General features: G+C 40.1%; 25 protein-coding genes. 14 read left to right on the top strand and 11 right to left on the bottom strand.

Features of this window, described 5'->3' with window-relative positions:
• On the top strand, nucleotides 1–528 hold a 528-nt coding region (locus tag AB6D07_RS18215), incomplete at its 5' end, for a lysostaphin resistance A-like protein (RefSeq protein WP_372140740.1).
• Nucleotides 528–809, top strand: a complete 282-nt coding sequence (locus tag AB6D07_RS18210; RefSeq protein WP_372091478.1) for a hypothetical protein — start codon at nucleotides 528–530, stop codon at nucleotides 807–809. The genes AB6D07_RS18215 and AB6D07_RS18210, both read left to right, overlap by 1 nt.
• Nucleotides 810–1,017: 208 nt before the next feature.
• Here the strand turns inward: AB6D07_RS18210 and AB6D07_RS18205 are convergent, their stop codons facing one another.
• From AB6D07_RS18205 to AB6D07_RS18195, 3 genes are all read right to left on the bottom strand, one after another.
• A complete protein-coding gene (locus AB6D07_RS18205; RefSeq protein WP_017098141.1) occupies nucleotides 1,018–2,079 on the bottom strand; it encodes a hypothetical protein in 1,062 nt (353 codons plus the stop codon).
• A complete protein-coding gene (locus AB6D07_RS18200) occupies nucleotides 2,072–2,902 on the bottom strand; it encodes a glycosyltransferase family 2 protein (protein ID WP_017061995.1) in 831 nt (276 codons plus the stop codon). The genes AB6D07_RS18205 and AB6D07_RS18200 overlap by 8 nt, the downstream gene beginning before the upstream one ends.
• Nucleotides 2,903–3,007: 105 nt before the next feature.
• Nucleotides 3,008–3,160 (bottom strand): hypothetical protein, encoded by a 153-nt coding sequence (locus AB6D07_RS18195; protein WP_156168086.1) that lies wholly within the window; start codon nucleotides 3,158–3,160, stop codon nucleotides 3,008–3,010.
• 219 nt (nucleotides 3,161–3,379) lie between these two features.
• On the opposite strand from AB6D07_RS18195, the gene AB6D07_RS18190 reads away from it, so the two are divergent.
• From AB6D07_RS18190 to AB6D07_RS18165, 6 genes are all read left to right on the top strand, one after another.
• The gene (locus tag AB6D07_RS18190; RefSeq protein WP_017061994.1) at nucleotides 3,380–4,171 is read left to right on the top strand and encodes a hypothetical protein; all 792 of its coding nucleotides are present in this window, start codon (nucleotides 3,380–3,382) and stop codon (nucleotides 4,169–4,171) included.
• A gap of 401 nt (nucleotides 4,172–4,572) precedes the next feature.
• Nucleotides 4,573–5,118, top strand: a complete 546-nt coding sequence (locus tag AB6D07_RS18185; protein ID WP_017061993.1) for an LPD25 domain-containing protein — start codon at nucleotides 4,573–4,575, stop codon at nucleotides 5,116–5,118.
• Nucleotides 5,115–5,324, top strand: coding sequence for a hypothetical protein (locus tag AB6D07_RS18180; protein WP_017061992.1), 210 nt, complete (start codon nucleotides 5,115–5,117; stop codon nucleotides 5,322–5,324). Before AB6D07_RS18185 ends, AB6D07_RS18180 begins: the two co-directional genes overlap by 4 nt.
• A gap of 194 nt (nucleotides 5,325–5,518) precedes the next feature.
• Nucleotides 5,519–5,911, top strand: a complete 393-nt coding sequence (locus AB6D07_RS18175) for a Rid family detoxifying hydrolase (RefSeq protein WP_017061991.1) — start codon at nucleotides 5,519–5,521, stop codon at nucleotides 5,909–5,911.
• Nucleotides 5,912–6,069: 158 nt separating this feature from the next.
• Nucleotides 6,070–6,396, top strand: coding sequence for a hypothetical protein (locus AB6D07_RS18170; RefSeq protein ID WP_017061990.1), 327 nt, complete (start codon nucleotides 6,070–6,072; stop codon nucleotides 6,394–6,396).
• Nucleotides 6,397–6,593: 197 nt separating this feature from the next.
• A complete protein-coding gene (locus tag AB6D07_RS18165; RefSeq protein WP_372091480.1) occupies nucleotides 6,594–7,409 on the top strand; it encodes a DUF2971 domain-containing protein in 816 nt (271 codons plus the stop codon).
• A gap of 208 nt (nucleotides 7,410–7,617) precedes the next feature.
• Here AB6D07_RS18165 and AB6D07_RS18160 read toward each other — a convergent pair whose 3' ends face one another.
• The 4 genes from AB6D07_RS18160 to AB6D07_RS18145 all read right to left on the bottom strand — a co-directional run bounded on the left by AB6D07_RS18160 (nucleotide 7,618) and on the right by AB6D07_RS18145 (nucleotide 12,332).
• Nucleotides 7,618–8,919: an aromatic amino acid transporter gene (locus tag AB6D07_RS18160; RefSeq protein ID WP_372091481.1), complete on the bottom strand. Its 1,302-nt coding sequence runs from the start codon at nucleotides 8,917–8,919 to the stop codon at nucleotides 7,618–7,620.
• Nucleotides 8,920–9,132: 213 nt separating this feature from the next.
• Nucleotides 9,133–9,771 carry a ParB/RepB/Spo0J family partition protein gene (locus AB6D07_RS18155; RefSeq protein ID WP_017061987.1) on the bottom strand — a complete coding sequence of 213 codons (639 nt, stop codon included), beginning with the start codon at nucleotides 9,769–9,771 and terminating at the stop codon, nucleotides 9,133–9,135.
• Nucleotides 9,761–11,038, bottom strand: a complete 1,278-nt coding sequence (locus AB6D07_RS18150; RefSeq protein WP_372091484.1) for a DUF3440 domain-containing protein — start codon at nucleotides 11,036–11,038, stop codon at nucleotides 9,761–9,763. The genes AB6D07_RS18155 and AB6D07_RS18150 overlap by 11 nt, the downstream gene beginning before the upstream one ends.
• 163 nt (nucleotides 11,039–11,201) lie before the next feature.
• Entirely contained in the window at nucleotides 11,202–12,332 is a 1,131-nt protein-coding gene (locus tag AB6D07_RS18145; RefSeq protein ID WP_017061985.1) for a carbohydrate porin, read from the bottom strand.
• Nucleotides 12,333–12,566: 234 nt separating this feature from the next.
• Here AB6D07_RS18145 and AB6D07_RS18140 point away from each other — a divergent pair, with 234 nt between their 5' ends.
• Nucleotides 12,567–13,766, top strand: coding sequence for a ParA family protein (locus AB6D07_RS18140; RefSeq protein ID WP_016768704.1), 1,200 nt, complete (start codon nucleotides 12,567–12,569; stop codon nucleotides 13,764–13,766).
• Nucleotides 13,766–14,839, top strand: a complete 1,074-nt coding sequence (locus tag AB6D07_RS18135; protein WP_017061984.1) for a ParB family protein — start codon at nucleotides 13,766–13,768, stop codon at nucleotides 14,837–14,839. Before AB6D07_RS18140 ends, AB6D07_RS18135 begins: the two co-directional genes overlap by 1 nt.
• Before the next feature lie 287 nt (nucleotides 14,840–15,126).
• Here AB6D07_RS18135 and AB6D07_RS18130 read toward each other — a convergent pair whose 3' ends face one another.
• Nucleotides 15,127–15,759: a LysE family translocator gene (locus AB6D07_RS18130; RefSeq protein ID WP_372091483.1), complete on the bottom strand. Its 633-nt coding sequence runs from the start codon at nucleotides 15,757–15,759 to the stop codon at nucleotides 15,127–15,129.
• A gap of 438 nt (nucleotides 15,760–16,197) precedes the next feature.
• On the opposite strand from AB6D07_RS18130, the gene AB6D07_RS18125 reads away from it, so the two are divergent.
• Both AB6D07_RS18125 and AB6D07_RS18120 read left to right on the top strand, forming a co-directional pair.
• Nucleotides 16,198–16,374, top strand: a complete 177-nt coding sequence (locus tag AB6D07_RS18125) for a hypothetical protein (protein WP_016768702.1) — start codon at nucleotides 16,198–16,200, stop codon at nucleotides 16,372–16,374.
• A gap of 152 nt (nucleotides 16,375–16,526) precedes the next feature.
• Nucleotides 16,527–17,168, top strand: a complete 642-nt coding sequence (locus tag AB6D07_RS18120) for a winged helix-turn-helix domain-containing protein (protein WP_017061982.1) — start codon at nucleotides 16,527–16,529, stop codon at nucleotides 17,166–17,168.
• Between the two features lie 68 nt (nucleotides 17,169–17,236).
• Here the strand turns inward: AB6D07_RS18120 and tnaA are convergent, their stop codons facing one another.
• On the bottom strand, nucleotides 17,237–18,652 hold the full coding sequence (tnaA, locus tag AB6D07_RS18115; RefSeq protein WP_017097175.1) for a tryptophanase: 1,416 nt from the start codon (nucleotides 18,650–18,652) through the stop codon (nucleotides 17,237–17,239).
• A gap of 410 nt (nucleotides 18,653–19,062) precedes the next feature.
• On the opposite strand from tnaA, the gene AB6D07_RS18110 reads away from it, so the two are divergent.
• Together AB6D07_RS18110 and AB6D07_RS18105 are read left to right on the top strand one after the other, a co-directional pair.
• Nucleotides 19,063–20,403: an opine metallophore biosynthesis dehydrogenase gene (locus tag AB6D07_RS18110; RefSeq protein WP_017061980.1), complete on the top strand. Its 1,341-nt coding sequence runs from the start codon at nucleotides 19,063–19,065 to the stop codon at nucleotides 20,401–20,403.
• A 95-nt stretch (nucleotides 20,404–20,498) separates the two neighbouring features.
• The gene (locus AB6D07_RS18105; protein WP_029236518.1) at nucleotides 20,499–20,927 is read left to right on the top strand and encodes a GNAT family N-acetyltransferase; all 429 of its coding nucleotides are present in this window, start codon (nucleotides 20,499–20,501) and stop codon (nucleotides 20,925–20,927) included.
• A 68-nt stretch (nucleotides 20,928–20,995) separates the two neighbouring features.
• On the opposite strand, the gene AB6D07_RS18100 is transcribed toward AB6D07_RS18105, so the two are convergent.
• Complete coding sequence (locus AB6D07_RS18100; protein ID WP_017061978.1) at nucleotides 20,996–21,514, bottom strand: metal-dependent hydrolase; 519 nt, start codon at nucleotides 21,512–21,514, stop codon at nucleotides 20,996–20,998.
• Nucleotides 21,511–22,182 (bottom strand): hypothetical protein, encoded by a 672-nt coding sequence (locus AB6D07_RS18095; RefSeq protein ID WP_372091486.1) that lies wholly within the window; start codon nucleotides 22,180–22,182, stop codon nucleotides 21,511–21,513. The genes AB6D07_RS18100 and AB6D07_RS18095 overlap by 4 nt, the downstream gene beginning before the upstream one ends.
• Between the last annotated feature and the right edge of the window lie 46 nt (nucleotides 22,183–22,228).

The following is a 22,228-nucleotide window of genomic DNA, read 5'->3' as shown; positions in this document are numbered from 1 at the left end:
TCAAATTATATTCAATATATTGTTTTTGATTGGTTTTCTCCAGGCTATTGGCAGGTCCAAGCCTACAATTTCACGCCTTTGTTTTCAGCTTATGATGGTGTGATTGATTGGTTGAGTGTGTTAAGCAGCGTTATGGACGGTGTGTTTATTTCTCCCGTGATAGAAGAGCTTCTCTTTCGTTATTTGTTGTTTGTTATTTTAAGATCCGTTTTTGGGGTTACCTGCGCAGCATTACTCTCAAGCCTAATATTCGCTTCAATACATCAGTGGGCACTTTACGCCTTTATGTCAGGGATATTTTTATGCTGGGTCTTTGAGCGATATCGCCGCTTAGAAGTGGTCATTGCCATTCATGCTGGTCATAATTTGTTTATTTTACTTTATGACCTTGTTTATTACTTGATAACACAGCTTCACTTTAATCCTTGGGAGGCAGTTGACATTAGTATTATTGCGCTGCAAGCGGGTTATCTGGTGTTGTTTTTGCTCTTTATTTATTATCAGCGAAGAGAGTTTAGGGAGGAGTAATGTTAACAAGAAGAATGTTTCTTATACTTATTTACTTAAATATCGCCTTATTCTTTTTAAGCGTACTTTGGTTGTTAGTTCCATTTTTCAAACAGTATTCGTTAAGCGATTACTACGCTTACAGCGCCATTGTGGTCTTAGCTCTGAGTGCTTTGGTTGCTCAAGGTGGCCGGAGTAGTACTGAAGTGACGGACAATAAAAATAATTACCGGGCGGTTGTGTTCTTGTTAACTTTGGGCTCGATATTAATGATTAAAAGCTTCGTGTTAACTTTGATTTAGAGGCTATTATCGTCACCATCAAAATATGTAGTTTCGTGTGAATCTTTGTTATAGCGGGTACCACATACATTGCATTTTATATTCTTGTATGAATTTGAGTAACCATATCCCCCAAGCAGTAATTCACAAATTTTTCCAAGGAAGGAGGTAGATCGATCGTGCTCTATGGTATGTGGAGTGTACTTTTTGCAGTTTTGGCAAAATAGCTTCATAAAGACTCCAAAGCTTCCACTAACTTTCTCTCAAGTGAGCGAGACATTACTCGACCTCTAGAGTTGTGGCTACCAAACAAGGCAAATGCTTCACAAAAGTTTTGATTCATTATCTCTAACTTTGCTCGAAGCATATCAATATGAAAGCCGTTAGTGTCAATACTGGAACCGTGAGTGCTTGTGATATTGGCAATAATTTCTTGTATATGTTCTTTATAAGCCTCTACCTCATAGAGCAAAGTCAAAGCCTCAAAGTAATCGTTATCACTCTGGTTAAGTGTTGCTGTTTTCAGGAGAATTTTAGCCTCAGTAAGTCGTGACGAAAAAATCAGTGAGAATAGTAAATAACAGTAGCAACCTGCGATATAAGTGTCATCTTGGTTCTCATTACTCTTAACTTGCCCTAAAAAGTTAAGAGCATTTTGATAGTTACCAATTTGGCAGTCTTCTTTAATTGAAAAGTAAACCCACCTTAGATCCGTCGGGAACTCTTTAACGTTCTTTTTGTTAAGTCGTGTATTTCTTATAAGTTTGGTTTTCATTTGCTCGAGAGAATACCCTCGATGTGTAATTGAGTGTTTTAGAGATATGTATGAGAAGTGCAATGCGTCATTGTTGGGCCTTACAATCTCATGCACAAATCCGAAATAGCAAAAGTGTGTCTTGTTAAAAATTCGAGGGATGTTACGCGCAACAGAGCCCGATTCGTCTACAACTGTAACTTCAAATACAGTATTTTCTGTGTTGGCTAAAGCTAGTAAGTAGAAAAGCTCATCAAAAAAAGAAGAGCTTACACGTTCATCAGAGTCAAGATGAAAAACAATGTCATTTGAACATAGGCTAGATAGGTAGTTTCTCATATGAGAAAAGTTATCCACCCACTCTAGAAAGCAAACTTTAATTTTTGAACCGGAGTAGTGTAAGGAAAGAGCATTGTACGCTACTAAATTGGTTGCTAGTATTACAACTTCATTACTCTGTTCTATTACACTGGATATCGTTTCTTTGATACTCTGTGATAGGTGGTCAGTCATAATGCATGTTGATAATTTAATCATCACATACCTCAATATATTTAATTGCTTTAATTTTTGTTGGATTATCTAAGGAGCTCATAATGGAAATAAAGGTATCTAATTCGTTGAAATACCGGGCTAACAAGGCATCTATAGCCTTTTTGAAGTAGTTTTCATTATTAATTTTGGTTAATTTTTTAAAAATATCTGAAGGGGTTATATATTTATCGGAATTAATGTATAAAGTCCAGTCGATTATTAGATACATAATGAAGAACTCATCAAACAAATCTTCTTGGTAGTTACTTAAAGATAATAGGAAGTTCCTTTTAAGTTTGTTTTTATTTATGATTATATCATTTTTGTACCCCGAATGTATGATATATATCTGGCTTAAACATTGTATTTTACTATTGTATGGCGTTAGTTGTTCATGAACATACCCGTAGTAATAGAAATCTGATGTCTTAAACATTCTAGGAATGGAATAGCCTTTCTCCTTTTTATCTTCAGTAACACTGACTATGTAAGGACATATGGCGTTGGTGCCTTCTGGTGCCGAAAGAATAACTTCTTTTAGATTGAACTGTTCTTTTATTATTTCATCAGCATCGATGGTAATGACCCATTCATAGCTCACTTGAGATAAAGCAAAATTTCTCGCTGAAGAAAAATCATCATCCCATTCAAAATGGTAAAGTTTTATTAATTTAGATTTGATACTTTTGATTATATTAATAGTTTCATCTTTAGAACCAGTGTCTACTACAATTATTTCGTCAACATGATTGAAGAGTGAAAGGATAGCATCTTTGATACTCTCTTCTTCATTTTTACAGATTATGTATGATGATAATTTAACCATGTCGTTAATCTTTTATTCTGGGTTTTGTCTATAGAACTAAGATAAAGCACTGGCTAACTAGTCAGCGCTTTAGTAGATGTATAATATCTATACTCTCGAAAGGTATTAGCGCTGAGAGCAGCGCCTTTCCGGTCGACGTGCCGCTTTAGCCCCGGCACTATTACGATTTTCCCTGTATCTATCTAAAGCCCTAGAAAGTCCACGACTGCAACCACCACCAATCAACATCATTTCTTCTTCAGTTAATAATTTAGACATAATAATATTCCTTAGTAAAAGTTAGTCATATACCTATTAGCATGATGGGATTACCATACTAAAGCGTATCTAACCGTCAAGGATAGTATAATTTTTAATGACCATTACTAATTAATTAAATAATAAATTATATAAAATGAACTAGTATAACTGACGTTATGTGGTAGTTTCTTAAATGAAATAAATTTAATTTATAATTAATAAAACTTTGAGTGTAATATGATGAATAAAAGTCATAAGAAATTTATTATATGGGGTAGTTTGCTGAGTGTTTTTGCCATTATGATAAGCCAGCGCAATCTTAGCCCTGAGTTAATATTTCCTAAATGTGAGATTAACAAGCCAGTTCAATCAAAGATCACTTTTTATATTGATGAGTCCGTTGTGTATAAAAATGAAATTGTCGGAAAACTGCATGAAGCCGTGGCAATGTCTAACACAATATTAGCTAACTCTTGTGTACCTATTATTCGCTCTTTTAAAGAGAGTCGATTTATATCTATGCCAAAGAGTTTTTCATCTGTTTCCTCTCTACATTCTGCCTTAAAAGAAGAAGTAGGTGCTTCCGAAATTGACCATCTTAGAAGTAACCCAATAGAGCAGTATGTGGTCGTTCTTGGTGAGAATCACCCTGTCGTCCTTGAGCAAGAGATTCACGGCATGACAATGATGAATATGAATGATAGCTTTATTGTCTTATCTGAGAAATTTCCTGTTACCGTTTTAGAACACGAATTTGGGCACTTAGCTTGGGCTATGCATGAGCAGCCAGATACTGAAAGTGGTAAGTTTTGGATTAATGAGCAAGTTTTCCCTGGTAATATAAACAAGGTAAAGCCTTACGCGGGTGCTTATCGTTGCTCGAATTACGGCACTGTCATGAGCTATGCTACACAAGTAGTTCCTGCGTACTCTAGCCCCCTGATTAGTAATAACGGAGAGTTATGTGGTCACGAAGTTAAGGGCGATAATGCTAGGGTTATGCAGGAATACGCTGAAAGTTTAAGATAACTCCTTCTAAAGTTTTCTCTTCACTTGAAGCACCCTACGGGCTACCTGCTTTATTTCGCGAACCTCCTCGCTCGTTCCTCACTCTTCGGTGGCTCAACCAAGCCATCTTCAATCACAAACAACGTGCTTTACGTTGTCTTGTCCGTTCCGGTCACAATCAGGGCTAGACAAGCTTTCACTTTCGCGGCCAAGTGCTGTCTGAGTGTGCTTTGGCTTGTGCTCTATTTGTCCTTCGGTTGAGTTTCAGCGACTCGTTTGCGCCACTTCTAATCCTTTGCCAGCAGAACTTCACCATCAAAAGTAAAATGAACGCTACGCGCTTTTGACGGTGAAAACCGTGCCGTCAGTCGGGAAGTTAGGCGAAAACGACGATGAAACCCTAATAACCCAAGGAGCACACCATGCCACATTCCCTTTCTTTGCACACTCACAGCACTAAGCCCGCAAAAGCGAGCAACGTATCCCCGTTGCATCCGTCAGGCTCTACAACAATGAAGGTTGCGCCGTTGTCAGTTTTGATTCACTGGTCTGAATCTTCCAGGCTACAAACCGATGAAGAATTTGAGTTTGAAATCTTTGAGGCCATCGCACTCAAAGCCGCACTAGATAACCCATTAGGCGGTTACGACAAAGCAGAAGTAACGGTAAAGTTTGAAGGTGGTCATCTGCATCGGTGTCGAATTGATTTGGGGTGTGGAGGCAATGAAATCGGCTTCGCTGATCATTGCTTTCGCATCCTGGAATATTCTGAATCTCTAAAGAAATCAGAGCCGAATCATTGGTATTTAACTAACCCGCAAGGCAAAGAACTAATAGAGCTGTTGAAAACATATCAACTCAATCGACAACAAGTGGCCAATGGCCGCCAGAGCGCGTTTGAAAAAGTACGTGTAGCTAAAGCGCAGAATAAAGGGATGGTTCAAACACGTTGTGAGGTTAAGCAATGAAAGCATTTGTATTAGATACCCGACTAGTTCGACTGTTTGAAAGGTTAGCTGCCCTTAACCCGCCAGTAGGTCAAATGGTGTCGGCTTTAAATGTTGTGTTACAACAATCGGGCTCTCACATTGAAAGTAAGCAGGATTTCTGTGATTTCATTGAACAAGTAGAACGATTCCAAGCCGAAAGCTCGAGCGAGGGTTTTAGTGAGTGAAGGGGCTAGTTAACCAGATGGTGGGCTTTGTCCGTGCTTCGCACGTCAAAGCCCCAAAACAAATGAAGCAAATTCATTGCACCTTTTTACTTTCTATCAGTAACTTATTTTTAATTATGACTAAATAATAAGTGTTTTTTCAGCTAATCCTATAGCTTGGTTGAGACATATAAAACGAATAGGACTGGGAAAACATGCGCAAAATCATTGATACTCAAGCAGCCCCAAAAGCGATCGGACCATATTCTCAAGGGGTCATCACTGGTGGGCTAATTTTCACTTCAGGTCAATTACCATTGAGTCCTCATACAGGACTTTTGGTCAAAAGTAGTCTGGAGAAGCAAACCGTGCAGTGTCTAGAGAACATGAGAGCGATTTTGCTCCATGCAGACGCTGACATGTCAGATGTAGTGAAAACAACCGTCTACCTTACCGATATGATGAGCTTTTCCGTGGTAAATGAAATTTATAACGATTTCTTTATTAAGAACGGCGCCAATTTTTTCCCTGCGAGAACCTGCATCGAAGTATCGAAACTTCCTCTCAATGCCCTGATTGAAATAGAGGCCGTTGCTGTCGCGCCTTAGCTGTTACTCGTTTCGTTTTTTAGCCCCAGCCTAGAGCTGGGGTTACTATTTAGACATACCTTAGTGCGTACTTTTTCTCCTTATGTTTAATGGTGTAAATCTTACAAATCCAATGCAACCTATTATATTTATGGCTTTTATCACCTAAGTATCGCGAAATGAGTAAGAATTACATTTTTCGAGAGTTAGAGTGCCAAATGACCAAGGAAGAGGTCGCTGAACGCTGTTTTAAAACTGTGAGGACTGTCACGGGTTGGGATGAAGGAAAACCGATACCACCTGAGTGTAAAAGGCTTATGCGTATGGCAAAAGGTCGGGAACAGTTCAAAATGTTATACGACCGAATGGAACTCCCAACTGGACAAATAGTTAAGCCACAACAAATCCTAGCAGGGATTGCGCTTTTGGGGATTCAATCAAAGCTTGAAATCAAGACTTCTACTCACTTAATGAAAATAGCTCGTGCTATAGCTAAGATCATGTAACTCTTTACATAAACCACTGTTATTTAAAGTTTCTCAACATATAATCGATGGGGTAAGTGTGCTGTATAGGAAGGTTCTGGTTCATTTATCAGAGTCTTTCTATCTAGGTTTCGATGACAATGTCTATAAGCTTGATAAAAGGCTTTTAAGTTTTGTATTGAAGCAAGAGCCCTCCATAAATTGCTAGGAGTTATGAATTGAGCCGTTTTGAGCCGTTGTATAAATTTCGGGAAGTTAACAAATACAGTTTAAGTTCAATCGCTGAGAACACATTGTGGTTTTCACATGTGGATGATTTCAATGATCCTTTTGAGTTGTTTTACAAAATAATTTCTGGAATCAACTTAGATAATATGGACGATGCTCTTGAGGTCTACCTTAGCTACGCAGAAAAGAATCAGATGTCCAATGCAGACTTTAAGAATGGATTTCTTAAAACTCTGGCTACGTTAGATGAAGAGGCGAAGTATTCCATCATTGAGAAGATATCGGACACGATAAAACCTCTACAAGACGACAAAATCCACAAAGTTAAATCAGATAACAAAATCTTTAGCCTATCTTTTGCAAACGATCATCCTTTGCTTTGGGGTCATTACGCTAATGGTCTAAAAGGGATGTGTATTGAATATGACTTCAATAAGCAAAAAAAACCACTCAATATCGGCTACTGTCCAGTAGATTACTTGGATAAACCATTCACGATAAACGTACTTAAATTATTGAAAAATAATACTGATATATCTATTTACGGTAATGAGATATTTGCGACTAAAAATGAAGTTTGGTCTTACGAAGAAGAGTTTCGGCTAGTATCTGAAAATGAAGTTATGCCTGAAAACAAATACCAGTTGAGCGAAGATGTTATTAGTTCGATTATCATTGGCGAAAAAATGTCTGTTGAAGACCAATTAAAAGTCAAAAGCACAATCGGTGATAGGAATCTCAAATTGTATAAAGCAGTCGCAGTTCCATCTGATTTCAGAATTGATATTGTCGAATACGAAGACTAGTAAGCAAAAGCAATGTCAGTTAATTGCTGTTGCTTATGCCGAATTTACCCCCGTGATACATAACGGGAAAAAGCAAAAATACACGGGTAGCTAAAGGTTAAATATAACGTTACAGGGTCACCGCTAGGTTGAGGAGCACTAGCCCTAATTTAAAAGTTTTTGGGTGGAAGATTAAGTGACACGGAGTGCCACTTAGGAATGAGTAAGATTATACGCCGTTAAAAACAGGCAGAGCTTCGAACATGACTAATACGTTGATAACAATGATGCCCACACCGTAAATGAATACCCCAATCAACACCAACTCTCCTCCAGGTACTCGATAAGGTTTCGCTTGCTGATGTTGTTCGTCGTTATTTTCTTGGTTGTTAGAAATAGCTTTCTGTAACCTAGATTTTCTAGCTAGCAATGCCGGTACGATACACGCCCAAATAGCCGCGGCCGATGCGGCATAACCAATTGCGGCTAGAAAACCGAAAGGAAAGAGAAGAGAAAAAATCAGCGGCGGAATAAATGTGACCGCCCAAGTTTTGGTTCTGCCTTTTGAACTCGCATCAAATTGGAATAAATCGGCTAAAAAATCGAATACCCCCAAGCCAACCCCTATAAAGCTCGACAAAATAGCGGCCGCGGAAAAAGCGCTAATGACATTTGATAACGTTTCTTCTGCTAAGACAGATTTTAGGCTAATGAGTAAGGTGTCTATATTGCCACCTTCGGCAATGATAGGTCCGAAATTTACTCTTGGTAAGTTCCCATAAATACTCATTAACCAAACAGTGTAAGTAAAAAGAGCAATGATCGTTCCGCCCATGATGGCTTTTTGTGCAAGCCTTTCCTCACGGTAGTAATCTCGTAATGTTGAGACGCTATGGTGGTACCCAAACGCGGTCAAGGCAATGGGAAAAAAGACCCACACGTATTGCGCATACTCAAATTTCAGATGAGCAGTATCAAGCAAAGTACTGAGGTTGACATTGAACCAAAGGCCTACGGTGCCAAAGCTAAAGCTAATGATAATAAACAGCATTAAGACTATCGAAATACGGTCGACCATTTTTGTTGAATGCCAAACTAGCCCAGAAAAGATAAAAACGAAAAGGATGGAGGCCAGTTGGGGGGCAATACCAAAATATTCATTCAAAATTAGTCCTGAAGAGGTGATATAGGCATACAGCAAGATCCCCCCGACAAAGTAAATCATTAGGTTATTAAAGAAATTAACCTCTTTACCTAACAAGTCTTTCGTTATGGAAGAGAAAGATGACCGGTAAGGGTAATCTTTTAAAACTTCGAGCAACAAACAGCCACTAGTTGTCATGATAATCATGGTGAAGACCAAAGCCATTAAAGCCCCTATGGTCCAAACTCCAGCCCCAGCGGCTGGGAGCCCAAGCATACCTGCACCAACGCAAATACATGCGACGATACACGCCCCTCCGATAAGTGAAGGCGTCTTCACGGTCATTGATGGTTTCACATTATCCATAACCTGTTTTGTACTATCCATAAATGGTTACCTTTCATTGGTTCGACATTGCTTTTTATATGCCACTACCCGCTTCGTAATGTTGGGCAGAATTTTAAAATCAAAAAAAGCGCTAGAATCAAGGATTCTAGCGCTTAGCTTTTAGAATAAAATAGTAATTACATACTAAATTAGGCACATAATTAGACATGAACCGAATAACGTTCGTCATCGTTTTCATCTGAAGAAAGGTGATTACTCCCATGATTGAGAGAAGTCCTGATCTTTAAAGGCTGCAGCAAGGCCAGTGACCTGCTGCAATCGTAAAACCTCATCTTGGTCCATCCCTAGTTCGTAACAAATTTTATTATTCGTCCAACCCATTCCTTTAAGCTGAATGATCAGGTCTGCTGTGAGCTCTACTTGATGGGAGCCTCGCGCAAGATTATGACGAACAGATGCCGCCATACACTTTTCTTCAGGCAAACTAAGCACCACTGCAGGAATATAGCCCTTTAATACTTGTAGCTCAGGGTGATTCAACAATAATTGATAACGATGAAACCCATCGATGACGACGTATTTTTTCAAGGATGTCTTCAATCGATTAACTAAAATAGGCATGGTTATACCATTTTTATCCATCGACGTTTTTAGGAGCTTACTTTCTGGAGGCGCCATTTTATTTGGGTTGTATTGGTTAGCTTCTATCTCATCAAGTGGGATCATTTCAACATGACAAGCGGGCGGTAAATCAGGAATAAGCTCGATGAGTACTTTGGCCGCTTTATTGTAAATTGCGACCTTGTCAATGGCTTGTTTGTTCGTGTTCTTGATAGGTTTCAACGGCTTCTTGATGCGACGTTGATAAGCTAGAGTAGGTTCACTTTCCATTCGTATCACTCTCTTCTCCATAGAGGGCATGGTATTGTTTTGCTAAGGACTTGTTGTACCCAAAAGAGAGTCCTCGGCACCAATAGTCATTTTTAATCAGTACTTTACAAATCCTTCTCCAACTTGGAACTTGCTTCCTAGATTCCAATTTACTCTCTGCGTAATCAGGGATGCAGGTCACTCCTTTTTGAGGACCGTTTTTACGCCACCACTGTAAGAACTTAAAAATTCGGTCTCGGTAATGTTTTTCTACATGTGGCGGCATGGTTTTCAGAAGGTATTTACTGTATTGCCGGTAGCTAAGTCCCGGTGGTAATTCAAAGCGATAATAACCAAGGATACGCCCCTGGCTTTTTGAGTATCGAGCACCAAAGTTACACCCTTCTACTCTGGCAACCAGTTTTTGCCAGGTATCAGGCTCTAATATTTGATATAGCCAAAGGCCCTTTCTTTGCTCATCTCCAAAAGGTTGGCAAAGTCGCTGCTGTGAAAGAGGGACGCCGGCCTTATGCATTAAGTCGTAAATACGGTTGTAATCCCAATTGAAGCGCGAGTTCGCGACCCAAATATCTGGAGTTTTCCAATCATAAAGAGGGTAAGCCATGTAGACGTCACCCTGCATTTGAGTCGTCCAATATTTATCATCAAATTTCTTTTTGGCGCGATTTTTAATAGTTTTAAAACGATGCAAAGACTCATCCGCTCGTATACCAATGAGCACAGCAATTGGTGTGCCTTTCTTTTGTTGGTACCAATGAGCAAATTTAAAAACGAAATCCTCAAATTCCATGCCTTTATTAAAAAACGGGAGATAATCAAGAGCAGAAATCACACCTTCATGCTGTGGGACTTCCCTGACCCATTGCGCTTTTTTATCAGGGTCCCAACAAAGCCATTTAGGCTGAAATTGTGAAATTGAATTTCTTAAACTAAGCGGTAAGCAAATCCAGTATGGGTTTACTTCGCCACGAAGTACCATACGCTCAATAAAAGCATGAGTTTCGTGGTATTGGGCTTCGAAATCTACGATGAGTACATCAACAGGCAGTCGGCCACGTTTTTTTGATTCTTGGATAGTTAAGTTCAAAAGAACACCAGAATCTTTCCCTCCGGAAAACGAGACATAAAAGTGGCTAAAGTTGTCGAGAAGGTACAATATTCTTTGGCGCGCTCCTTCAAGCACATTGTAATCCTGCTGAATCTTGTCTCGAGAGAAGTAACCTTTTCTTCTTCCCTTAGTAATACTAGGTACGCCCTTGGTAATCATGGGTTCACGAATGTTATTTAACATTCAAACCAAGGTACGTAGATTTCGTGTTTTTTATAAATTAATTATTGGTAATTAATTTAATTTCTAGGTACAGATTTGAAGCCTCATCATAAAGAGCCGCTCTCCCGTTGTGATTTAGGTAAGAACGGCTTGGCTTACATTAAAAACCAAAGTGAAGGTTGCCTCTTAAACCTATAATCCAACTGTCATCGGCTTTTGAGTTAAACGGTAAAGTGTGAAGATATTGCACATTAGGAGTTAACGAGAGAGCCCCCCAATTCATGCGGTAATAGATTTCTGAATTATAAGAATCATCTAGTTCGGCATTAGGTTTAGCCCAACCTAGAGCGATACCAAGCATTCCAGACCCTACCCCACTATATCCTGTGCCAAACACGACCGAAGATTTGTATAGAGCCTCAGGTCCTTGCGCGACCCCGGCTCTGAAAAATGGTATCCATGAGCCGGTTTTATATATGGACGACCAATTTGCGCCATAGTTTTCGCTAGCTTTCTCTTTTGGCCCATCACTGTGCCAAACTGTTAGGTGTGAATTCTTCAAATAAAAATCGTCTTTCGACTCCACCCAACCTATTTCTAGGGACTTAAAATATTGATTATCATTGATGAACTGTTCAACACCATCGAAAGGCTTAGTCGAATCAGCTTTTGCATCAGAGAAACTTGCATAAAAATAATAGTTTTCCGACATCATATGGCGTAGAACGCCGCCGAATGTTGATTCATCTGGGATTGGGATGGAACCGGAACCGGTACTAAACTGTAAGTTAGAAAAACCATAGTAAGGGTTACCCAACTGATAAGTATCAACATAATCAGTCGTATCTAAAAAACCAACCATCATATCGGTAGATTGTTTATTAAAGGTTTGTGTCCAATAAAGATTTGTTAACCTTAAACCTATATCACTAAAAGCTGGTTGGATTAAACCAAACCCTCCGACATTACCCATGACAAATTCAGAGGGCGTACTATCTGTATAACCGTGCTTATGATCAACCCTCAGCTGCAAAGCTCCGGTATCACTCTCTTTTTGGTAAGCTAGCCAATTCAATGTAATCCGTGCAATACCAGCTGCCGCACTGCTGTCTTTGTTCGGCAAGCTCTCACTGGACGTTAAACCAAAAACATAATAATCCACAGCTCCCTTTAGAGCTTTATCTTCAGCCGCATTCGTCAATGTTGGCGTGCCAAAGACAAACATTACGGCTCCCAAAAGCGTTAGCCAAAAACGCTTTGTCTTTTTCGTAAATGGTACATTCTCGCTCATATCAATAACTTCCTGTTGTTGTCATGGTAGTTGTACGGCTCGGCTCAACTTTTGTTAGTCAGAAGGTATTAAGAGGGAGTTGAAAAACGAAATCTTGTAATTAATAGGTAATTTAAGCGCTCGGATTTATCCATTTGTCATACTCATTTATTAAAATCACAAATCCCTCATTTTTAGATACCAACATCAAAAATTGAGGTATATACTATTTCTCATTCCTATACGGAGGCAGAAATGGACAACCAACACACTACAACCACATTTCAAGCGCTTAAAACCGGTGCAGACGCTTACATTCAACGTCGTAATCAACGTTTATTGGCTAATCACCGCAAAGAGTTGCGTAACTTTACTCGAGCAGAAGCATCGGCCTATCTTGGCATTGATGCAAAAACGCTTGATCGCTATGTTACCGCTGCGGCGATAGATCCTCGTCGTCATGAAGACTCGCAATGGTCGATCGATATCGCGGAAATGTACAAGGTACGTAACTTACTGCCGGAAAATCTACGTAAAGACGCTAAGTTCATACGCAGTGAGCAGCAAAAAACGCAAGTGATGGTTATCCAGAACCAAAAAGGCGGTGTTGGCAAAACCGTTTCTGCCGCGACTATCGCATCAGGTTTGGCGACCGAATTTCATCAAGAATACCGTGTTGGTTTAATAGACATGGATGGCCAAGCCACGCTTTCGATGTATTACGCACCCGAAGCCGAGCAAGAAGGTAACTTGTCTGTTGGTGATCTGATGATGAAAACCTTCGATCTTGATGAAGGTGAAACCGTTGAACAAGTTATCTCTGAAGCCTTTCTTGAAACGACTATCCCAAACTTACGCATTCTACCTGCAGCACAAAGTGACCGTGCGATGGAAGGTTGGTTTCATGAGCAAGTGTTCGGCCAAACCTTAGCTTCACCTTATTCACTACTAAAGGACATCATCGATAGCGTTAAAGACGAGTTCGATATCATCATTATCGACACTCCACCTTCGCTCGGCTATGCGACCTTTAACGCGTATTTTGCCGCGACGAATGTAGTGTTCCCGTTATCGATTACAGAGAATGATATTGATGCTACCTGCTCTTACTTCAGCTACATTCCTCAGGTGTGGGCGCTGTTAGAGAACGCAAACCATGAAGGCTACGACTTCATGAAAATATTACTGACTAACCATCGTGATAGTTCAACCACGACCGAATTAATGAATAACCTGTACGATCAGTTCTCTCCTTACTTGTACTCTAAAGAGTTTAAGCACAGCGAGGCTGTCCGCCAGTCGTCTTCCCTACTCTCGACCGTTTTTGACATGTCGAAAAGTGAATACCCGAAAAGCAAAGCAACCTTCCAAAGCGCGCAACAAAACAGCTATGAAGTAACAAGCCAAATATTGCGCGATATTCTCAACGTTTGGCGTGAACAGGAGAACAAATAATGGCGAAAAAACGTGGCGGCAGCCCTCTAGGCAATGCTCCTGGTTCAGCGCAAGCACAACAGTCCGCGGCCAAAGCTAATTTAGACACACTCACCAATCAACTCAGCACTGAGCTAGAAAAAAGTGGGCAAAACGCCGAAGATTACCTTAGAACAAAGTTCGGTTTAGAGTCCGTTGGCAAAAAAATGGTTTGGCAACTAGCTTCTGGGTCAACTGCGACCTTCAACGAAGTGACATTGTCACACGATCAAGTTAAGCAGAACTCTTTTGTAACCTTTGATGTGAATGGCCGTGACCAATCTTTGCTAACCAAAGAGTCTTTGGAAGATTTGAACTCGTTAGAATTTCAACAGTTTTACCCTGCTGTTGGTCGAGAAATAGATGGTCGTATCGATGTGCTTGATGGATCTCGCCGTCGAGCTTGGTTCTTACTTCAAGAAGGCCGCGTAAAAACATTCCGAATCCTCGTCACCCAAGACGAACTGTCTACAGCCGATGCCAAAGCACTAGCAAAACAGTTGCAAACCGCAAAAGAGCACAACCAACGCGAAATTGGCTTACAGTGTCAAACTCTAATGAAGAACGGTGAACTCACTCAAGAAGAGACGGCAAAGATCTTAAATATAAGCCGCCAAGCAGTAGGTCGAGCGCTAAAAGCAGCCAGCATTGACAGTAAATTGATTGCACTATTCCCTGTCGTTAACGACTTATCTCATACTGATTATTCACTGCTAGCTAAAGTGATGAAAGCCTTTATCAATGATAAGAAAGCTCTGAACAGTTTCATAAAAAAAATAGACATTAAATCTGTCAATGCTCAGCCTGAGCAGAGCCAAGAAGATACCAAAGACGAGCTGATTACTTACATAAAAAATGAGTTAAAGATTGTTGAAGCCAAACAACAATCAGACAAAGCTACCGTGACTTCGTTAGCTGAATTCGACAGTAAAGGCATGTTCGCACGTAAAAAAGTGAAAGGCCGTAACTTCTCGTATGAATTTGGGCGATTGTCCAAGGATGTTCAAGCTGAACTTGATGAGGCTATCCAATCAGTCCTAGGTAAACATCAGTAACCCTCTCAAAAAGGCTCTATATTCCTCGGAGCCTTTCTCCTTCTCTATAATCACTAGAATTCCACATAAAAAATAGGATGACTACAAGTAGTACGACTAAGCTATTAATAACAAAGTAAACTTGGGGAACTTCCTTATTAGGCTTAGGATTACTTCATCCTTTATATCCAAAAAATTGGCTAAGTGCAGAGTGTTTGACTCGAGGTGAGCCAACGTTCAAATGGTGGTTCAAACCTGGCGCAAAAACCATTAATTTATGGCTAATAAATGAAACCCAAGGCCTTGAGTTAATTTCCCCCTAAAAACGCCATCCCCCCTAAAACAATCAATATACCGCCAGCGCATCGAATACTATAAGAGAGCCACTTTGGTCTTTTCGTCACCCAAAATCTTAAACCCGATATCCCCAAAACACATAAGAAATCTGCACTGCTAAACATTATATTGGTAAAGACCCCCAAAATGAAGAGCTGAACTCCTACCGATATTTCCGATTCATGCGCTACAAACTGGGGAAGAAAAGCAAAATAAAACAAGGCGGCTTTCGGATTAAGAACATCGACAAACACACTATCCCAAAAGATTTTACGAGGGGAGCTTAACAAAGGGTCACCAAGCGCAGACTCAAAATGAACATGAGAGGTTATCTTTTGATAACCAAGATAGATAAGATAAATGCCCCCTATTTTCTGAATGATCTCTTGCAACAAAGGGGAGTTACTAAAAACCGTCGCGAGACCAAATGCGACAAGAATGACATGAAAGTATCCTCCAACATGCAGACCTAACACAGACAGTAACCCAATTTTTTTACCGCTAGAGACCGTCTGGGCGACACTATAAAGCATCGCTGGACCAGGCATAAAAGCGTAAAGAAGAACCACCGTAACAAAAATCAACAACTGATTACTTTCTAGCATTCTTACCCTCCTTTATTTCCTATCACACTCAAAAAACCATCACCTTGAAGGACGGCGTTTTTTTGAGTGATTCTGTCCTAGATAAACAAAGACTTTATAATTTCATAGAAGTAACTAGATGATACCGAAGAGACAAAGGGGTTAGCTCTAAGTTAGCGGTCAAAGATTCGATGTGGTTAGGCACCCCGCAGCCCTTCGAAAACCACCTAGCTACCAACGAATAAGCTAATGTTTTTTCTAGAATTTAAAACTAATTTACCTATAAATAATACCCATTCACTCCGCCTGAATTAAACGCCCACCCTCAACCAATTAACCACAACAAAAAGGGGGGATAAATAGAGTCATTAATAATCATTTTTTATTAAGAATTAGGAATCTATAGCTATAAATTGAAAGGATGTGATATGAATAAATTCTCAAAAGGAGTTTGGGGTTATGGACACACTTATATGCCGTTCTTTCCAATCATTTATCGACTTCTGCGACAACGAGATCGTTGAGGGCAAAAATGTTCATTGCACCTTTAAAGCCTGCAAGGACAATGACTGGCGTTGGATGAAGATCTACTTAGAAGACAAAGGAGGTAAAAATCTCACCTTCAGTTTCATATAAAACAGATAGCATTATCTAATGTGCAAAAAGCCTTACACTTCAATTCAAATTTTATTCACAAATTTATTAATAATATTCAAAATATGAGCCATTATATAAAAGCCTAGGGATTATAATCTAATCACCCTTCTCTAGGTATATGGAGAAACACTATGTTAAGAGCACAACTGGACAACGTAAAACTGCCTATAGGTAATTGCGTACTGCAAAGAGACGACTCGGGGGCTCAACTCATCCTCAGTAATCAAAAATCATTTTCAATCACTCTACCTGAAAGCTGCATATTAGAAACTCTGATCCAAAAAGAAGAATTTATTTCGACTAAAGAAGAGCTGATCATTGCTGCGTGGGGGAACCCGGATATCATCGGCCCTAACTCTTTGCCAGTCGCTATTACCAATCTTAGAAAAGTCTTAGAACTTGATAGTATCAAAATCGTAAATGTTCCAAGAAAAGGTTACAAGATCCACATTCCTGAATTTGAAACTTCGCTAGACCCACCGAAACAGATAAAGTTACCTCGTTCTAGCCAGTTTTCGTGTCCACTCAAAAGAACATCAAACAACTACTTAAGACTCTACCAATGGGCTCTTGTTGGCCTATCTTCCACAATCCTCTCTGTACTAATAATCAGCTATTTCTACTTCTGGCACGAATTTGACATCGTCAACGTCAACGTCAATAACCAATCGAGCCAAATCTGCCTAACTAAAAAGGATGAACTTCAATTCATCTTAGCCTCTCAAAAAAACTTAGCTTCTCAGTCCCAGGAAAACTATCACACTAATCCATAACTCTCGTTGCTTTAATTTTTTCAGATAAAAGAGAGGTAGCCCCTTTGCTGTCTGCAAAGGGGCACAACTTAAAGTGCAGGTTCCAATGTAGCGTTAAAGTGTCTCAAGACCTTAGGCTCATAAGTAAACTTTAAACCTGCAATTGATGAAGCACGTTTCTTCACTTCTTTAAAAGCAGCAATAATGTAATCAAGGTGAGCCTGTGTATAGGTTGCTCTAGGAATAGCTAAACGAAACAATTCAGCCGGGCAAGGCAGCTGCTTTCCTGTTTCAGGATCACACCCTAGTAATAAAGAACCGATTTCTGCACCTCGAATACCTGCCACCTTATAAAGCTCACAAGACAAAGCATGTCCAGGAAACTGTTCTGGTGAGATATGAGGTAATAATGCACCGGCATCAACAAAGGCAGCATGCCCACCCGCTTGCTGGCAACGGACCCCTAACGCTTCTAGGCCGTTCACTAAGTATTCAACTTGCTGCAAGCGTGATGCTAACCAGTCTTCTTCCATTCCATCATAAAGTCCAACAGCCAAACGTTCCATCGCCCCACCTTCGAGACCTCCATATGTTGGAAAGCCCTCCAATAACACGCATAGTGTTTTGCATTCCAACTGCACATCTAAGAAGCTATCGTCTTTGAAAGCGAGTAGCCCACCAATAGGAACCATGGCATCTTTTTTCGCTGACATAGCAAAGAGATCGGCATATTTAAACGCTTCTCTGGTGATCTCTTGAATGCTCCAATCAGAATAACCAACTTCACGCTGTTTAATAAAGTAAGCATTCTCAGCAAAGCGAGCGCAGTCCATAACAACAGGGATACCATAAGATTCCGCTAATTCATAAACAGCCTTAAGATTAGCAATGGAGACTGGCTGGCCACCTGCAGAGTTGCAAGTAATCGTACTTACTATATAAGGCACGTTTTTAGCTCCAACCTCTTCGATTCCAGCTGCGAGAGCTTTCAAATCAAAGTTACCTTTAAAGTCTGCTTTAATTTTAGTATTAAAAGCTTCAGGTGAAGGAACGTTGATCACTCGACAGTTATTGTGTTGAGTGTGCCCTTGTGTGGTATCAAAAAAGTAGTTTGAAAATGCGGCCATTTTGTCTCGCTCTAGCCCTTTATCTCGCTCAGATTTATTGATCAAAGCTGGGACATATAGCTGCTCAGCTCCCCGTCCTTGGTGTGTGGGGATGGTAAACTTATAACCAAAAATATTTTTTACCGTCTGACTAAGCGTCCTGTAGCTTCGACTGCCACTGTACGACTCATCACCTTTCAACATTGCAGATTGCATAGCCTGTGTCACTGCACCTGTACCGCTATCAGTAAGCAAATCGATAAACACATCGTCGCTCTCTAATAAAAAAGGGTTGTACCCTGCTTTCATCAGCGCCTGCTCTCGTTCTCGCTCCGTTGTTCTTTTCACTGGTTCAATAACCCTAATTCGATAAGGCTCCGGCACATAGTGTGAATCCATCGGATGTTCTTTATTATTGCTTATTGCTGACATAGGTATTTCTCCAGACATTTTTATTCTTAATGGGTACTTGGAGAAGGCATAGCTAAAGCTCTCTAGTTCAGTACACTCAATCCTTATTATTGCGGATTAAGGCGCTCTCGCTTTACCTCCTCCAACCGCACAAAAATGAACCAACAAAATGGGTTTGGATATTAATTTCAGCGTAATTTAACTATTAATAAATAAGAAAGATTAAGTGAAAAATGGAACTGGGGAGGCCAAAAGTATGGCGCTTTTCCAAGAAAGGAAATATTGAAATTTACACGCACTTTCTCAAAGGGATAGTAAAGCTAAGTCATTCATTTTTATTAATAAGAATAATTAAATAAACAATCTACTCTCGAAGTTTCACTATGGATATTTGTGATATGAGAAAGGAACTAAAAGTACCTTTTCGGTTAAATAGAGATAGCGAGTTTATTATGATTCTAGGCAATACATTAGTTGTAGGTGCAGGACCCGCCGGCATTCAAACCAGTCAGATTCTTGCTCCTTTTAGTCAGAAAATAGCTCTCATAAGCAAAAGCTCTCATCAATGGGAGAATAGAAAAAGACTAATGCGACAACACGGAAACGTTGCTAGCTGTGAAGTAAGTAAGCCACAATTAGCACCACTTGTTGGTCTTATTAGATTTGATGAACTTTATACAGATTTATCTCCCCTGCCCTCTTCATGGGACACGCTAGTTCTAGCGACCCCCGCTCACGCCTATTGTGATGTCCTAGCTTCTTTTTCTGAGCTCTGCTTGAAAAATCTAAAGCAAATTATCCTTATGTCATCCATGATTGGTGGGTGTCTTATCCTAAAAGGGATATTGAAAAAGAAAAAGGTATCTCCCAACATCATTCTTTTTTCTAGCTACTTTGCAACGTCTCATTTTTCATCTAATCCAACAACACAACACCCTCTTACAGTCACGACTAAAACCGTGAAAAAAAGAGTGTATATTTATCTCTCCGAACCCAATGATGTCTTGTTTAATGCTTTAAGGAACGCATTAGAAAAAGTGAATGTTCAAGTCGTTCTCTTTGATAACCCATTTAGTGTAGAAGGCAGAAACGCTGCAGCTTATGTACACCCAGCTTTTCTAATCAATACGTTTTCTTTAGATCATATTCTTTCAAACGAAGATGACACTAAATACATGTATAAGCTCTACCCCGAAGGCCCTATCACCATGGAGTTGATCAAAGAGTTACTGCATCATTGGAAATCAATTTCTCGCCTACTAGAACATTACTCAGCGGAACCAATCAACTTACTTCAATTGCTCAATGACGAAAATCTCCCCGTACTTGAGGCAACGATTCCAAAAGATAAAATAGACTCTTTCAATGAACTCAATGAAATAGAGCAAGAGTACCTACTCTATGTTCGATATAGCACAATACTGATAGACCCAAACCCTTTTTCAGAATCCAACACCAAAAAAAGCACTTTTGAGGTTTCTGCTAAGCCTTATCTCAAGGGAAAAATTAGAAAAGGACGACTACAACTACCTAGAACACCATTAGAAGATTTGCAGACACTTTATTGGCTTAATCATTTAGTTCAACAATCTAGCCTTGTTTCTTCTATCAGCTTTCAATCAATAGAAGTATTTGAATCTTGGGTAAAAGAAAGAAACCTGCCCACGACATTAATCCAAGCCCTAAAACAACGCGCTTCTGAATACTACGTTCATGCGACACCTTCTATCAGCCAATAAATTATCCTTAATTACTATAAGCCTAGGAGGAGTTTGCTTAGCATTTTACCGTTTTGCTTCACAAGAAGTCAGTAACGAAGGAAAAGGAGATTAAGGTGCGAATAAGAAAAGCAACTATCAACGACATATCCTCTATCAATGCTCTATGTCATGAACAACTGGCAGGTAGCCACAGTAAAATGAGCCATTACAACAGAGAACGAAACGAATACAGCTTGAATGATTACAACTTAAGCAAGCTAAGAATTATTGAATTACTTTTCACCGAATCCTTGATAAAAGAAAAAATCGAGAATAAAAACACTTATTTTTTCGTCGCTGAAACAAAAAAGAAACAGGTAGTAGGCTACCTAATCATCAGTGTTCATTATCCAAAAAGAAAGCCAGTCATCCAACAACGAGCCCCATCTTTTTACGCTTATGTCGAACGATTCTATGTGTCATGTAAATACCACGGACAAGGTATTGAACTAGCACTACTCAATAGTTTTGATTATTGGAAAAAATACAAATCAGCACACTAATATTATCTTTCAAAATATAGAGAAAAGTTGTCAATGCTCAGGCTGAGCATTGACAACTTTTCTCGCATTTAAATCAGCCTAAATCGGTTCGTTTTCCACTCTAATCCATCAATCACACCTTCTTGGTACATGCCTCCCCAATCATAAAAGAACGGCGCAAACCCATGTCCACCGGTTAGGTGGGATAGAGCAATACACACCACCACAACCCCTGCGGAAATTGCATATTCGATAGGGTCACCGGTTCTAAATCGACCTCCAAACAGATGGAAGCGCCTATCACTGTAAGGCGAAAAAGGCACACCTGATACTGTCATCGCATCAGTCAAAATATGGCTAACGCCACCCCAAGCAAATGCCATCCCGATCCCGTGATAATCCCAAACCAAAGTAAAGGCTAGGGCAGCCAGTAACCAATGCGTGAAAACATGTGTGGGGCCTCGGTGTTTGATATGTCGATTGCCAACCTTAAGTACGTATTCAAACCAATCAGGAGCAGTTGCACCTGCGACACACACAGCAACATGAGGAGGTGACACCACAGCACAAATCGCGCCAGCAATTAAGGTGTGATTGAACCATTTCATTGTGATTGGGTATCGGAAGTAGGGCGGGGAAGGTAAGCGAGTTTTTGAAGATAACGGTTCATCTGATCAGTATATGTGGCCTCACACATTGCCACCAAAGCTAAACGATGCTCAACGATTTTAGCTTCATGCGCCAAAACATCTCGATGAGAAGAGGCCACCTTTTCAAGCAAAGCGACTTGCTCTGATACGTTCGCCACCCCTTTTTTCACTCTCAGTTGCGCTCTGGCCTCCAAAGAGAGATAAAGCCCCATTAAGCGATAGGCATAATTTCTATCAGCTAAGGATTGAGTAAAGCTTGCTACAGAGGTAGCTGTAGCGGTACGACGCTGATATTCCCATTGGCGCTCCCGAGATTGTTCAGTTGTGGAGTAGAGCGGCATTTTGCCAACTATTCCAATGTAATGCTCAGTTATCTCTGGCCAACCTTCAGAATCATACTCATCGATGTTAGATTTCATGCCCGCAACCAAGTTTAAATCGAGCTTAAATTTACTCTTCTCTGGGTAGCACTTAAGTACAGTGTTAAAAATCGCATCCGGATCCACTTTTGGTGCCGGCGTGAGGGCAGGGGTTGGGACATTATAGTGGGGAGCTTGACCTTTTAAAGTAGGGAGCTCGTAGGGCTTGATTTCTGGCGGTAGCACCTCAGCTTCCTCCCAAGGCACACTAATACCCCAATCATTGGCATAGGCAGCACTGAACGCGCATAAA

Source organism: Vibrio sp. 10N.239.312.C11, assembly GCF_041466065.1.
Lineage (GTDB): Bacteria > Pseudomonadota > Gammaproteobacteria > Enterobacterales > Vibrionaceae > Vibrio > Vibrio tasmaniensis_A.
Note: the sequence above shows the minus strand (reverse complement) of the source record. Positions and strands in the feature narration are given on the sequence as shown.